11 protein-coding genes and 1 CRISPR repeat array are annotated in these 14956 nt (G+C 30.6%); of the genes, 3 read left to right on the plus strand and 8 right to left on the minus strand.

Annotated elements, in window-relative coordinates:
* Positions 1–87 precede the first annotated feature (87 nt).
* The 4 genes from ACS5L2_RS02600 to ACS5L2_RS02615 all read right to left on the minus strand — a co-directional run bounded on the left by ACS5L2_RS02600 (position 88) and on the right by ACS5L2_RS02615 (position 2537).
* On the minus strand, positions 88–666 hold the full coding sequence (locus tag ACS5L2_RS02600) for a TetR/AcrR family transcriptional regulator (RefSeq protein WP_459202208.1): 579 nt from the start codon (positions 664–666) through the stop codon (positions 88–90).
* 325 nt (positions 667–991) lie between these two features.
* Positions 992–1630 (minus strand): YczE/YyaS/YitT family protein, encoded by a 639-nt coding sequence (locus ACS5L2_RS02605; protein ID WP_459202209.1) that lies wholly within the window; start codon positions 1628–1630, stop codon positions 992–994.
* A 168-nt stretch (positions 1631–1798) separates the two neighbouring features.
* A complete protein-coding gene (locus tag ACS5L2_RS02610) occupies positions 1799–2350 on the minus strand; it encodes a flavodoxin family protein (RefSeq protein WP_459202210.1) in 552 nt (183 codons plus the stop codon).
* A 43-nt stretch (positions 2351–2393) separates the two neighbouring features.
* Positions 2394–2537, minus strand: coding sequence for a hypothetical protein (locus ACS5L2_RS02615; RefSeq protein WP_459202211.1), 144 nt, complete (start codon positions 2535–2537; stop codon positions 2394–2396).
* A 112-nt stretch (positions 2538–2649) separates the two neighbouring features.
* Here ACS5L2_RS02615 and ACS5L2_RS02620 point away from each other — a divergent pair, with 112 nt between their 5' ends.
* The 3 genes from ACS5L2_RS02620 to ACS5L2_RS02630 all read left to right on the plus strand — a co-directional run bounded on the left by ACS5L2_RS02620 (position 2650) and on the right by ACS5L2_RS02630 (position 5786).
* Positions 2650–3390, plus strand: coding sequence for a winged helix-turn-helix domain-containing protein (locus ACS5L2_RS02620; protein ID WP_459202212.1), 741 nt, complete (start codon positions 2650–2652; stop codon positions 3388–3390).
* 218 nt (positions 3391–3608) lie between these two features.
* Positions 3609–4955, plus strand: coding sequence for an MATE family efflux transporter (locus ACS5L2_RS02625; protein WP_459202213.1), 1347 nt, complete (start codon positions 3609–3611; stop codon positions 4953–4955).
* Between the two features lie 168 nt (positions 4956–5123).
* A complete protein-coding gene (locus ACS5L2_RS02630) occupies positions 5124–5786 on the plus strand; it encodes a hypothetical protein (protein WP_459202214.1) in 663 nt (220 codons plus the stop codon).
* Between the two features lie 175 nt (positions 5787–5961).
* Here the strand turns inward: ACS5L2_RS02630 and ACS5L2_RS02635 are convergent, their stop codons facing one another.
* The 4 genes from ACS5L2_RS02635 to cas4 all read right to left on the minus strand — a co-directional run bounded on the left by ACS5L2_RS02635 (position 5962) and on the right by cas4 (position 14955).
* Positions 5962–7044, minus strand: coding sequence for a transglutaminase-like domain-containing protein (locus tag ACS5L2_RS02635; protein WP_459202215.1), 1083 nt, complete (start codon positions 7042–7044; stop codon positions 5962–5964).
* Between the two features lie 242 nt (positions 7045–7286).
* Positions 7287–12889: a CRISPR direct-repeat array (repeat unit 30 nt; unit sequence GTTTCAATCCCTTTAAGGTCTTATTTTAAC).
* Positions 12890–13194: 305 nt separating this feature from the next.
* A complete protein-coding gene (cas2, locus tag ACS5L2_RS02640) occupies positions 13195–13458 on the minus strand; it encodes a CRISPR-associated endonuclease Cas2 (protein ID WP_459202216.1) in 264 nt (87 codons plus the stop codon).
* A 2-nt stretch (positions 13459–13460) separates the two neighbouring features.
* Positions 13461–14426, minus strand: coding sequence for a type I-B CRISPR-associated endonuclease Cas1b (gene cas1b, locus ACS5L2_RS02645; RefSeq protein ID WP_459202217.1), 966 nt, complete (start codon positions 14424–14426; stop codon positions 13461–13463).
* 10 nt (positions 14427–14436) lie between these two features.
* The gene (cas4, locus tag ACS5L2_RS02650) at positions 14437–14955 is read right to left on the minus strand and encodes a CRISPR-associated protein Cas4 (protein WP_459202218.1); all 519 of its coding nucleotides are present in this window, start codon (positions 14953–14955) and stop codon (positions 14437–14439) included.
* Position 14956 lies beyond the last annotated feature (1 nt).

Below are 14956 nucleotides of genomic sequence, written 5' to 3' on the forward strand. Positions count from 1 at the left end.
TATTTGGTAAATTGCTGCACCCAAATTAAACATGTACAGCAACATAAGTTTAAGAGTGACTAATCAATCATCGTTTAACTAAAAAAATTAGTTTTTGACTAGTCCATTCCAGACTATCTCAAACCCGTCATCAATAAATTTATTTTCGTTGCAGGATGGACCACAACTTGAAATTACATCTACTAATGTCCTGCTGTTTTGATAAAAAAGTGCAATGACCAGTTCTGAGGGTAATTCTTTAACGTCCCCATTTTTTATTCCGTCATCAACGAGTTTGTGTAAGAACACGTACTCTTTCATTACTTCTTCACGCGTAAAATTCGATATGTATGGAGAATTGCAAAACTGTCCGACAAAAAGAAACTCGTTATGGTTATCTAAGCCCCATCTAATCAAATTATCCCATATTTTTTTCAACCGGTCTTTAAAGTTAACTTGTGATTCGAGATCTTTTACCATTGCTCGGCTTAAATCCCCTTTTACTTCAAAATACAGGTTGTTTATCAGGTCTTCTTTCGTTGGAAAATAATGAAAGAGCGTACCTGTAGCTACTCCTGCTTCTTTTGAAATTTGGGCTGTAGATGTACCGTGAAACCCACGTTCAGTGAAAAGTTTCAAAGCGGCATCCATAATGGCTTTTCTTTTGTCTTCAATATATGTTTTCATGTGTATCTCATCCTGACTGATTAGTCAATTAATTATACGGTTGTCTTGATATATAAATATTGGGGCGAGTGTTTATATGTCTTTGATTGTAAAACTTGAAAAATCACATTATTTAGAATAATTGAATAATGGTGCTATCAATATTTAGTAATTTTGTTTACTCTTTTGACATACTTTTTATATTTGCATATCTCGCATCGACATTTTCACGTATATTCTAAAATAGAATATGATTTTCAGTTGAAGTTAAATTTATTGTTAAAATAGTTTTTAAAATTCAAAAAGAAAACAATGTTTTTTTCTGAAAAATCTTAATTTTTTTTAGTTAATCTATTTTCATATCCCTTAATATTGCGGATGAAGTGTTATTAAAGAATTTTACAATGAAACCAACTAATATGGCTGCAATAATGGTTCCTTCGCGTATTCCCTGTAATTGGTGTAAAAAAATGAATGAACTTACAATGCCTACAGAAACCATTGAAACGTCGACTCCAATTTTTGCTTTCCCAAATTCTTTCTTAAAAGTGTCAGAAATAGCCATTGCTAAGCCTTCTCCCGGAAGATAAATAATCTTCGCTTTTACTTCTAAAAAAACACCAAATGCAATTGCGATACAGCTGACTAAACATAATGCGATCTGCCATAAGTAAGAAGGGATATACAAATTAGAAAGCATGTACATTGTTAAATCGATAAATAAACCAAGAACAAACACGAAGGGTAGCTGTACTAATATTAAACGATAGTTGCGGCGAAGCATAATCATCTGAAGCATGATCAGCACCATGTTGAAAAATATTGTTATCTGGCCTAAGGTAAGTGGAAACTTACAACTATACACATAAGGAACACAGGATATAGGGGATATTCCCAAATTGGCTTTTACTGATAAAGATACTCCAAAAGCCATGATAAAAAGTCCTAAAATAAAAGTTATAATCCTTAAAATTAATTTATTCATTTTTTTATACGCCTTTTTAAAATTAGTTATATTAAATTTATCAATCCACTATTTATACTAAATCCATGGCAGTTGAAAATTTAAATTAAAAGAGTAATTTGTAAATTATTACTAAAAAGTAAAGTTATTAAAATTTAGGAATTATTGCACTGTTTTATTAAATTCGTTTTAAACAGTTAATTTTTTTCCAATATTAAATGCTTTTTCTAAAACATCCTCATGGTTTAATATGTCCCCAGGGGCTCCAACACCGCCTTTTACAATGCTTTCAACAACATCTAATCCAAGGAAATTTAAAACAGTGTTGTTATGTTCAATATATGGAATAAACATGCTTTCATCAGGGTTTGCCTGAACATAAACTGTAACAGTTTTGATATTTTTCAATCTCGGGCTAAAATCTGCATTAATTACGGGGTAGAGCCTGTCGATAAATGTTTTCATCTGCCCGGTAACCTGCCACATGTAAATTGGAGTTCCAAGTATCAAAACGTCAGTTTCTTTTAAGTTTTCTAAAATTTCTGCCATATAATCTTTTTGAGCACATTTAAACTCAGTTCTACAGTGCATGCAACCTTTACATCCATTAATATTCATTTTATCAATGTCGTATTTAATTACTTCTGCACCGTTTGATTTGGCACCGTCTAAAACTTTGTTTATTAATAATGCAGTATTTCCATCTTTTTTTGGACTCCCGTTTATTGCAACAACTTTCATAAATTATCACCCTGTAAATATCCGACTTTTTAATTTTTGAAACTTACTTTTTTTCAAGCAAATCCTGCATGCAGTACACTAAAGTTCCAGCTTGGAGGTGTGCCTTGATGCAAGCTACACAATCGCCCCGGTTTGGACATTTAGTGTCTGCACAGTTGCAGTTTTCATTTTTACAGCAATTACTCATATTTATCACCTCGGTTACAGGAATCTATATATTTGGTAAATAATATATACTTGAGCGTCAATAAAATATACTCAATACATATTTGGTATATCCTGATAACCTTGTGATAAATATGGAAAACGTTTCTGTGAATTCTGAAGACATAACTCAAATAAAAGACGAACTTTCAAAGCTGAATACTCGTTTAAACCAATTTATTGAAAAATCAAACCAGCAGCATGTTGAGTTAATATTGAATGAACTGCGCGAAAAGTATTCTAACATTTTTTACGGAAATACATTAAATGAATCGAAATCTTGTCTTGAAAACAGCATGATTTCAGATTGTGAAATGAAAAACAAATGTTTTGAAACATTCTTAAACATTTTGAATAATTCTGCGGAAAATATAAAAGAAAATAGCATTTCAGAAGATAGAATAACAAATATAAGAAAAAATTTGGAAGAATTAAAAGAAAAACTCCCTTATGAAAAATGCAGTGTCTGCTACTCTGAAACTGTTGAGTTATTTGAAAAGCAGCTTGATTTAATGAAAAATCTTGGAATATATTCTGAAAATCACGAAGAAGATAAATTAAATGTTTCAGAAGAAGAAATTATCGAATCAATGCTCGAACCAATTTCAAACAAACACAGGTTGTTAATTTTAAAGTCTTTGATGGCTGAAACAAAGACATTTTCAGATATTTCAAAAGTAACTGGATTAAAAGCTGGAAATCTGCTTTTTCACCTGAAAAAATTGCAGGATTCTGAAATGATAATGCAAAGAAGTGATAGGGGCGACTACATGATTACCAAAAAAGGAATTGACATACTGAATGGAATTTTGGGAATATATGGCAAAGTTTTTTAAATTTTGGGGAATTTACCTGAAAGTCTAATCCCTGATGAATGAACTTAAAAACAGGCTAATTTTAATTGAATAAATAATTATTTTTTCGTTTTAAATTAATATTCAAAAGACCATTTAACAGCTTCTTTTTAATTTTAAATGCCAACATATAAGTATTTTGAATAGACAGTATTACTTCCGGCGTTGTACAAATTTTTCAAATTTAGGTGGTAGAATATATGAATAACGTTGATTTGTCAACCGAAAATATCAACAAATTAATCACAAAGTACGCGATACCTTCAATAATAGGTTTTGTGGTTCTTGGGATATACATAGTCGTTGATGGGATATTTCTTGGAAATTTTGTCGGGTCAGAAGCAATTGCAGCAGTAACCGTTGCAATTCCATTTAGTTTTGTAATGACAGGTTTTGCAATAATGTTTGGAATCGGGGCATCAGCCCATATTTCGATGAAACTTGGTGCTAAAAAGAAAGAAGAAGCAGAAAAAATTCTAAAAACTGTATTTTACCTGATTTTTATCGGGGGATTACTTCTTACCGTGGCTGGTTTGGTATTAATAAAGCCATTATTGGTAGCATTTGGAATTACTGGAGATTTGCTTGAATCTTCATACACGTACCTTAAATTGATATATTTTGCATGTATCTTTGTAATGTTTAAGGTAGGGCTTGATCCAATCGTTAGAAACGATGGATTTCCAAAAAAAGCAATGATTACCGTTGTGTTGAGTTCTTTACTTAATATTATATTTGATGCAGTTTTTATCGTATTTTTTGGATGGGGCGTATTTGGAGCAGCGCTTGCATCAGTAATCGGGGAAACTTTTGGAGCTTTGATATATATTCACCACTTTTTAGGTGGAAAATCACATTTAAAACTTGATTTATCGGCTAAATTCAAAGATTTAAAATCAGAACTTGAAATAGTTAAAAACATAGTTTCTGTTGGAATTTCGCCATTCATCCTTGAAATATCTGCTTCAGTAGTCATGATGCTTCATACAATCCAGTTTTTAAAATATGGAAGTCCTCTTGACGTTTCCGCGTACGGGATTGTAAGCTACATTTTCGCGCTTGTAATGCTTGTCTATATGGGTCTTTGTAACGGGGTTCAGCCCTTAATAAGCTATAATTACGGTGCAAAGGAATATTTACGTGTAAAAAATATTTTAAAAACAACAGGAATTCTTACGGGAATTATCGGGCTCGTTTCATTTGTTACATTATCAGTATTTCCAAAAATTCCGATAATGTTTTTTAACCAGACTGATGTCGCGTTAATTTCATCTACCGTATTTGGCCTCAAATATTTTGCTTACGGGCTTTCTGTGTTTGGGCTTGGCTTTTTAATAATTACGTACTTTCAATCAACCGGAAAAAGTAGAATTTCAAATGTCCTTTCGTTAAGCAGAACTGCAGTATTTTTAATTCCTTTGCTTGTAATTTTGCCAATGTATTTGGGAATTACGGGAATATGGATTTCACAGCCGATTGCAGAAGTTTTAACATTACTATGCGGATTAATTTTTATTAATTCGGATTTCAAAAAAGAGATTTTATAATTTTTTGAACTTCTTTTTTATTTTTTTATTTTAAAAAAGATTAATATCAAAAATTTCAAAACGGATGTAAAAACAGGTTTTTTATATTATCGTTAAATTTAAAATTGGTAATTTAAAAACTTTTTTAAGCAATAAACTGTACATTTTATTAAAAAAGGAGGGGTATTTTTGAACTTATTGAAAATACTGGGTATATCAATGTTAATAACTGCAGTAATGTTTTCAGGCTGTATAGATACTGCAGAAACAGATGATAACGATACATTACAAACTAATGTATCAACTAACGAAGCTACAAATGTTTCAAAAACAGAACAAGATACAACGTATAGTAATTTAACAAATACCGAATTTAACACGTTTGATTCTCAAGATAACAAACATGATGCATATATTACAGGATATCCGGATAGAACTGATGACTACTATTTAGAACACCCGAAAGAAACTGAAATTTTAGATGATCTTGTTTTAAAATTAGATGAAGTAATTTCTGAAGACTATTCTTTAGATTGTTACATCAAAACATGTGATGATTCCGAATCTTCTGTATGCAATGCTACAATACTGTCAGACAGGCTTATTGTTAACGATATTTTCATTACGGGTACCATTGAAACAATAAATTACATTGATGATACTTATAAAATCGATAGAATTCAGATGACCATGGTTGATACAAGCACAGGTGAAGGCTATTACGAGGTAGAAACCTCAGGTCCCAACTATAAAGATATTAAACTAATTTTTAAGTACGCATTAGGGGATGAATACCAGATTACTTACTGGAATAAGGATTTGAACAATTATACGATTGAAAAATTGAATTAATCTTTTTTTCACGTTTAATTGAATTTTTATAAAATAAAATGAAGTACGACGTGAAATATTTAAGAAAAATTCAAAAAAACTTTTTTAAAAAGCAGTTAGTTAAAAATTTTAAAATGTTGATAATAACGTCTATTATCAAAAAAGTACTTGTAATGGTTTATTTTTTAAAATTAAGTTATGTAGTAAATGTTTCAGAATACGATTCAACAGATTCAAAATTATCTCCGTAAAGAACAATTTTAAGTTGAGAATACTGGTTTCGAGGTACCGTTAAGTATACTTCAGCATATCCTGTGGAGCCTTCTTCGTAATTAGTCAGTTCAAGTGTAGTTTGATCCCATGCATATCCAGGATTATTCAAATTTAATACACCCACATATATTTGGGGATTTTTTGCAGCTCCTGAACCAATATTTTCAATATTAACATATATTCTATAACATACGTAGTTTGAATCATAATCGTAAACTTCTGCATCCCAAGATAGGGCCATGTTTGGAATCTGGGTCATTGAATAAATGGTGGCATTTTCATCTTTGTATTCTTCAGGGATTTCCCCAATTTCCCAACCCGTTCCTGTAGTTTCCACGTAAAAATATTTTTTTCCATTATATTCATAGTAAGTTCCATGTACTGTACTGTCACCACTTACTCCAACTGCCATATGTCCTGGAAATTCAATTAAAACAACCCCAAATCCAAGTTCGTGAAGTAATGCAGCAGTTAATATTGCAGTATCTTCACAATCCCCTCCATTATCCATCAGGGTTTCCACCGGATATCTGGGATATTCGTCGTAACCGGTAGTAACTTTATCTGACGTGTACTCCAGTGATTGTACGAATGCTACGATAAATTCTACAGTCTGACTTTTGGTATATCCTTTTTCATCCGCTGCGTTATCAAATGATGTAATCATTGATTTTAAATATGTTTTATCGTAATCGGATAATGCATATTGTTCGTAATCCCCTATTCTGGGTTTATTTTTATAATATGAATATAATTCTTCAGGTACTGTTAAGGACAATTCCCAGTCTAAACCCCCATATTCCCAGGAATATTCTTCAGTAAGGTATTTTCCATCATCCACAGAGTATTCTGTATCCTGTTCTATCTGCGTGTAGTTATCTGAATCAAAATCATTAGTAATAGCTGCATCTGATTCTGTATCCACATCGGGTTCTAAATTATCGATACATCCTGCAAATGAGGCTATTATTAATAATGCCAAAATAATAGTTTTTAAAGAGTTCATACTCCTCACAAAAATCCTTTTGATAATCAAAGTAATCGATATATTAATTTATGTAAAAACTGGAATATACATTTTATTTTTTAAGATCAGTGAATGAATACTAAATTTTTACGTTTTCAAATCCTTTTAATTTTTAAAATAGAACTTATTTTCGAAGATTTACTATTTTAGTAGAGTTTAATTTGGGGTAATTACTTTAGTGGAGGATTTATTTTAAGTTACTCGGTGTTTCCTTTATTCGTGTTTCAATCCCTTTAAGGTCTTATTTTAACCCTTCCGATAGGATTTAATTTATAATCCCTGGTTACAAGTTTCAATCCCTTTAAGGTCTTATTTTAACGGAAACAAATACAATCATTAGAATATTTCACGAGCGAGTTTCAATCCCTTTAAGGTCTTATTTTAACCATCTTCAGACCATAATGATACTTGAATGTGTACTGATCCGTTTCAATCCCTTTAAGGTCTTATTTTAACTTACTGCTCTGGTTGGCTCCTAAATTACCGATAATGTTTCAATCCCTTTAAGGTCTTATTTTAACGAGTTTACGTTCAACATAATTCAACAAAAGCCAACGTTTCAATCCCTTTAAGGTCTTATTTTAACCTTTGTGGTCCACAATTCCATCAAGGATTGATTGAGGTTTCAATCCCTTTAAGGTCTTATTTTAACACTTTCTGAAGAAACATTCAAATCATCTAATACATACGTTTCAATCCCTTTAAGGTCTTATTTTAACTCTTTTATTATATACATCATATCCTTTAATATTTACGTTTCAATCCCTTTAAGGTCTTATTTTAACAATTAACGACCATACGTCCCCAAATATGCTTATTAGTTTCAATCCCTTTAAGGTCTTATTTTAACATTCAATCTTTGATACATTAAATGATATTCCAGTTCTGTTTCAATCCCTTTAAGGTCTTATTTTAACCGAAAACGGGCCTAATGCACGCCCACATTATGATATTGTTTCAATCCCTTTAAGGTCTTATTTTAACTAAATATTTATAGGGTTTCCGTTCATATGACATTATGGTTTCAATCCCTTTAAGGTCTTATTTTAACTACCTAATTTTGTTGGTTCTATTGTAAGATTCATTTGTTTCAATCCCTTTAAGGTCTTATTTTAACATGTAAATTCTATTTCTGACTTTGAATCAATATATATGTTTCAATCCCTTTAAGGTCTTATTTTAACGCGATATTAGAAGAATTAACCAGAGACGATGCACCAGTTTCAATCCCTTTAAGGTCTTATTTTAACTACGTTTTGGAGTTGTCAAAATCCAACTGCTCTATGTTTCAATCCCTTTAAGGTCTTATTTTAACATAGTGATGATAATATTTTAGTACCCGAGAAAACATAGTTTCAATCCCTTTAAGGTCTTATTTTAACCTTATCTTTAACCAAAATAAACAAAACTTAAATCGGTTTCAATCCCTTTAAGGTCTTATTTTAACCCTTTTGGTTTATCTGTTTTGGAACCTTTTTTCTTGTTTCAATCCCTTTAAGGTCTTATTTTAACTTTAATTAAAAATAAAAAAGGTAATCGTGAATACTTGTTTCAATCCCTTTAAGGTCTTATTTTAACCTATAAGGAATATACAAGCCTTACAGACATTGCAAGTTTCAATCCCTTTAAGGTCTTATTTTAACACCTATGTCGAAGCTCTTGCTATTGCGCTTGATAATGTTTCAATCCCTTTAAGGTCTTATTTTAACACAAGCACAGAAAAAAACCAAATATCAGAGTTAAACGGTTTCAATCCCTTTAAGGTCTTATTTTAACTATCCCAGAGGATACGATATTTTATCAGTTAATTTTGTTTCAATCCCTTTAAGGTCTTATTTTAACTATCCCAGAGGATACGATATTTTATCAGTTAATTTTGTTTCAATCCCTTTAAGGTCTTATTTTAACCAACAGTACATACAATATCTATATGATTTTCAGTCGTGTTTCAATCCCTTTAAGGTCTTATTTTAACGGATTTATCAGTTGATTACAATTTAACCGCGATTACGTTTCAATCCCTTTAAGGTCTTATTTTAACAAAAAAAGGGTTTTGCACGTTTTCGCATTCATCAAGCAAGTTTCAATCCCTTTAAGGTCTTATTTTAACACTGACTTGTAGATCTACTGGAGATCAGTGCATCAGAGTTTCAATCCCTTTAAGGTCTTATTTTAACTATTCAACGAAGCAATGACCTCAGCAAATGCAGCAATGTTTCAATCCCTTTAAGGTCTTATTTTAACACGTATACTTACCAATGCTGTTACCCTTTTGCAGAAGTTTCAATCCCTTTAAGGTCTTATTTTAACACTGTGTACAGTTTTTCTTCTTTTGTGAGCTCAACATGTTTCAATCCCTTTAAGGTCTTATTTTAACTTTAAAAGCATTTTTGATACCGTTTTGGCCTTTTTTGTTTCAATCCCTTTAAGGTCTTATTTTAACTAACTGCTTTGAATCTTGCATTTTTAGCTTCACCACTGTTTCAATCCCTTTAAGGTCTTATTTTAACTCTGGATTTTTTGTCAAAAACTCAGTTACTGCTTCGTTTCAATCCCTTTAAGGTCTTATTTTAACGAATTTGGACAAGCAAACGGTTCATATTCATTTGAGTTTCAATCCCTTTAAGGTCTTATTTTAACATTCAAGTTATAATGCCGTGGTTTCTGGAAATCAGAGTTTCAATCCCTTTAAGGTCTTATTTTAACTCTAACGATACTAATGTAGTAAGTGCGGTTGTAAGTTTCAATCCCTTTAAGGTCTTATTTTAACTCTAATGCAATTGCGAGTTTTTGAACTTCGCTTGAAGGTTTCAATCCCTTTAAGGTCTTATTTTAACAAATGACCGCCGAGGGCGTTTTAAAAAAGGAAACAGTTTCAATCCCTTTAAGGTCTTATTTTAACTATGATTATGCTTGAGGTTTTAATGCTAAAAAAAGCGTTTCAATCCCTTTAAGGTCTTATTTTAACAAAACTGGGAAAATTCAACCCGAAAGATTTACTTCGTTTCAATCCCTTTAAGGTCTTATTTTAACCAAACAATTGCAAAATTCGTTGTACCAGCCAGACAAGTTTCAATCCCTTTAAGGTCTTATTTTAACCCGCACCATTTAGGGAAGATGTTGCAGATTTTAATCGTTTCAATCCCTTTAAGGTCTTATTTTAACAAAACTTAACAATGTAGATATGAGAGTCCCCGCAGGAGTTTCAATCCCTTTAAGGTCTTATTTTAACTTATCGGTGACAAACTATGTTTTGAAAGCGAAGTTAGGTTTCAATCCCTTTAAGGTCTTATTTTAACGAAGTAGCCCGGTTTGAAAATACACTCGCATATATGTTTCAATCCCTTTAAGGTCTTATTTTAACACTAATAAAGCTGCACTTTATTCAACAGGTATCTGTGTTTCAATCCCTTTAAGGTCTTATTTTAACTTTGAAATTGACTTCTTTTACAATCATAATTTCACGTTTCAATCCCTTTAAGGTCTTATTTTAACGTTGCGGAAGTTTCAGAAAGAGTTATTGTATCATCGTTTCAATCCCTTTAAGGTCTTATTTTAACACGTTCATTGCAGTTGAGGTTGATTTTTGTAAACTGGTTTCAATCCCTTTAAGGTCTTATTTTAACAAGAAAATACTACTCATGATTCAGCTGTTGAAATCAGTTTCAATCCCTTTAAGGTCTTATTTTAACTTACTCCAAGAATAGAATAAAACGTTTGTGATACTGTTTCAATCCCTTTAAGGTCTTATTTTAACACCAAAAGGGACCCATGAGTTAATTTTTGAAAAATCGTTTCAATCCCTTTAAGGTCTTATTTTAACATCAAATTCCATTATAAGTGGAATTGTGGACCATGAGTTTCAATCCCTTTAAGGTCTTATTTTAACGAAGTTAATTGAATATGGGTGATTACAGGTTATTATGTTTCAATCCCTTTAAGGTCTTATTTTAACTTTATCATGTCGCTTATTGTTCTTCTGAATCTTGAGTTTCAATCCCTTTAAGGTCTTATTTTAACGCTCTCCGTTTTCCTCTGAAAGGGCGGTTATTCGTGTTTCAATCCCTTTAAGGTCTTATTTTAACAATATTACAAGTTATAAAGAATTAGAAGATTATTTAGTTTCAATCCCTTTAAGGTCTTATTTTAACTTTATCTTGCTTGTAAAAGCTGTTATTCAACATATTGTTTCAATCCCTTTAAGGTCTTATTTTAACTTGATAAAACCGCTTGTGAAGTTTTTTTACATATACGTTTCAATCCCTTTAAGGTCTTATTTTAACTGAAACTTATTACCAAAAGAAAATATAATCGATTTTAAGTTTCAATCCCTTTAAGGTCTTATTTTAACTACAATATAAATAATTAAATTTAAATAAATTTAACGTTTCAATCCCTTTAAGGTCTTATTTTAACTGATATTGCCAAAATCTAAGAAAAAACCGACCGTTAATTAGTTTCAATCCCTTTAAGGTCTTATTTTAACCCTCTACACAGGAATTCTTTAAGAACAAAGTTATAAAGTTTCAATCCCTTTAAGGTCTTATTTTAACGCTAATGAAGCTGCAAATTCAGTAATCAGTGCACTTATGTTTCAATCCCTTTAAGGTCTTATTTTAACAAAATTAATCTTAATTATGCCATATTTAGGATATTTTGTTTCAATCCCTTTAAGGTCTTATTTTAACGAATAATAAAGAAAATGAAAGTGACCTGCACAGAGCTGTTTCAATCCCTTTAAGGTCTTATTTTAACTATTCCCACCAATTAGGGCGTTGTAATTTGCTTTATTGTTTCAATCCCTTTAAGGTCTTATTTTAACTAAAAGTTAAAAAAGTATTTATTTTTTTGAATATTTGTTTCAATCCCTTTAAGGTCTTATTTTAACGTTTGATTTGTCTTCATTTTTTGAAGATGAAGAACGTTTCAATCCCTTTAAGGTCTTATTTTAACTGAAACTCCATATAATGTATATTTAGACACACATACGTTTCAATCCCTTTAAGGTCTTATTTTAACCCCCCTGCCGGTGGCATTTTGTTAACTTTTATTTTACGTTTCAATCCCTTTAAGGTCTTATTTTAACACAGTGAAGATAATATTTTAGTTCCAGAAAAAACATTGTTTCAATCCCTTTAAGGTCTTATTTTAACATATTTAAATTAAAGGGGTGGCCTTGTTCCCCTTGTGTTTCAATCCCTTTAAGGTCTTATTTTAACGCAGTTACATCGATTTTGTGCGTAAACCTTTTTCTAGGTTTCAATCCCTTTAAGGTCTTATTTTAACTTTCAGCATACACTACATACTATCTTTTAAACGTTACGTTTCAATCCCTTTAAGGTCTTATTTTAACAAATTTAGAAGGTAGCGAAGTTTCTGCAAATGAAACGTTTCAATCCCTTTAAGGTCTTATTTTAACATTATGAAGTTTATGGCCGTTGTGCCGCAGATAAGACGTTTCAATCCCTTTAAGGTCTTATTTTAACTAATTCTACTTTTTCAAGCTTTTCAAATATTTCATCGTTTCAATCCCTTTAAGGTCTTATTTTAACATCCTGCGTATTCATTTGATTTATTACTTGGACTTTGTTTCAATCCCTTTAAGGTCTTATTTTAACTATTTTCTCGCCAATTTCAAGTATATTGCTGTAATTGTTTCAATCCCTTTAAGGTCTTATTTTAACTTAGAACTATCAGAACCCCCCGAACTACTTTTTTTAACTGTGTTTCAATCCCTTTAAGGTCTTATTTTAACACTTAAAGCATCTCCTGAAATTACGACTTTATAATATTGGTTTCAATCCCTTTAAGGTCTTATTTTAACAGTTCAATATATTGCTTATTTTACTATAAATAAGCATCCAAAGAGCTTTATTTTAAAGCTCAAATCTCGAATCGATAATTTAACATGTTATTTATATGGATGTAAGATTAAAAATCAGTACTTTAAAATGTACAAAAGAACCAATTTACAACTTACATGTAAAAATAAGAAAGTTTTACGAGGAAAATTATTATAATTCAACTGTAAAGTTTTATTATTCTTAAAAACGGATAAATTTATTTATGTAAATATATAAAATATGTTGGAAAAATGAATGATTCGAGACCTGTAAAAAATGAGTATATTTATAAAATATCATCGTTTTGGGATTTTTCAATTCCTAAAACCTGCCTGTCGATGTATTTTATATCGTTATGTTTAAAAATTATGATACTGTCTTCTGACTCTTTAATTATCTTTTTTAATCCTGTTTTCACTCTTAAAAATTCAGAATCTGTAAGTTCCCCTTCAAATACGCTGTTTTGAACCCAGTTAAGGTATCTTCTTAAGAATTTTTTAACTTTGTTTACTCGTTCAACTGAAACATCATATACGATTATAACGTACAAAACTACCACCATATTACGAATGGCTGATATTGTTCTATATCCATTACGTGTTTTTCAAGTTTATAACATTCGAGACGTATCAAACGTTGATAAGAGACATTTCTATTTAATTTTCTGTGTTTTATTGTCTTTTCAAGTCTTTCTTTGTAGTTTTCTAAAAATATTTTTCTGCCTGCATCATTTAAAAGGCAGGAGTTTAAATCTTTTTCAAAATGATTTTCGTTTATAATTCTTTTATTTACAAGCTTGAAAATAAGTCTATCTACTATAAATGGCTTAAAAACATCCGCTATATCAAGAGCAAGCGAAAATCTCTTTTCAAAAGGCTCGTGAAGGTACGAAACTGCGGGACTTAAGTGTGTATTGAATATTTCTGTAATCGTGTTCGAATAAAGGAGTGAATTTCCAAAACTAATAAGTGCATTAATTTCATTTTCAGGCGGTCTTTTAGTTCTTTTTTCAAATTCAAAATTTTTGAAAATTTCGTCGAACTTTGAGTAATATATATTTCTTGAAAGGGCTTCAACAGACATTATTTCATTTATCGTTTTTGCTGAATTTAAACGATTCAATAAATCATTGACGTCGTATTCTAAATTATATCGAGAAGTATTCTTTGAAATATTTTTGATACTTCCTTCAACGAATGATTTGGCGATATAATTTCGTTTTTCTTCATCTAAATAATTTTTTGATTGTTTTACAATAACTTTTCCGGAAAAATTTTCTCCTTTTGGATAAAATGTACCGATATAATTTCCATATCTTCCAAAGTAATGTATTGGTACGTTGTACTTTGAAAGAAGGGCTACAACGCCTGAGGTAAAGCTCACTTCTTTGTAACAGTAAATTGCGTAAATTTTTTCGACTGGAATTGGTACCGATTTTCCGTTAGAATTTACGAAATAAACTGTATTTTCTTTTCTTTTTAGAATTCCTTCTGAGTTTAAGTATTTGTTGGACTTCATAGTTTCCCCTTCATGAAAAGCAAAATTCAAAATATGCACATTTCTTACAGTAAGTCTTCTTTTCAGGTTTGACCGGAACGTCTGAATCAATTATTTTATGAATTTTTTCAATAATCTGTTCTAATTCTGACGTATTTTTATTATTTAATTCAACTTTTAAAATTTTATTTTTAGATGGATAATTAATAAAGCCGATTGCAGGAATATTTTGATTTTTTAAGTAGTAAATATAGTATAACACCTGAAAAATATCCGATTTTTCCATTTTATCAGTTTTTTTAACTTCATGTATCTCTAAAATGCCATCTTTATTTTTAATGTAGTCAATTGCAATAGAATTGATAATTATGTCCTTTTTTTCATGATTATACGATTTTTCGTGTAAAAATTTTCCTAAACGGACATTTTCATGCTCATTTTCAAGCCGGATATTTTTTGAAAAAAGGTAGAGTTTGGTTTTACATATAAAGTAGTAATTTATTTCAGTACCTTTCAGGCGGAGGTCTTTGAATTTGTCTTGAATTGGCATT

The sequence above is a fragment of the Methanococcus mangrovi genome (genome assembly GCF_054506835.1).

What these genes read in the sequence shown, in the direction of transcription:
- ACS5L2_RS02600 (WP_459202208.1), bottom strand. Translation starts at nt 666, where the DNA reads ATGAAAACATATATTGAAGACAAAAGAAAAGCCATTATGGATGCCGCT.
- cas4 (WP_459202218.1), bottom strand. Translation starts at nt 14,955, where the DNA reads ATGCCAATTCAAGACAAATTCAAAGACCTCCGCCTGAAAGGTACTGAA.
- ACS5L2_RS02610 (WP_459202210.1), bottom strand. Translation starts at nt 2,350, where the DNA reads ATGAAAGTTGTTGCAATAAACGGGAGTCCAAAAAAAGATGGAAATACT.
- ACS5L2_RS02635 (WP_459202215.1), bottom strand. Translation starts at nt 7,044, where the DNA reads ATGAACTCTTTAAAAACTATTATTTTGGCATTATTAATAATAGCCTCA.
- ACS5L2_RS02615 (WP_459202211.1), bottom strand. Translation starts at nt 2,537, where the DNA reads ATGAGTAATTGCTGTAAAAATGAAAACTGCAACTGTGCAGACACTAAA.
- cas1b (WP_459202217.1), bottom strand. Translation starts at nt 14,426, where the DNA reads ATGAAGTCCAACAAATACTTAAACTCAGAAGGAATTCTAAAAAGAAAA.
- ACS5L2_RS02620 (WP_459202212.1), top strand. Translation starts at nt 2,650, where the DNA reads ATGGAAAACGTTTCTGTGAATTCTGAAGACATAACTCAAATAAAAGAC.
- ACS5L2_RS02605 (WP_459202209.1), bottom strand. Translation starts at nt 1,630, where the DNA reads ATGAATAAATTAATTTTAAGGATTATAACTTTTATTTTAGGACTTTTT.
- ACS5L2_RS02625 (WP_459202213.1), top strand. Translation starts at nt 3,609, where the DNA reads ATGAATAACGTTGATTTGTCAACCGAAAATATCAACAAATTAATCACA.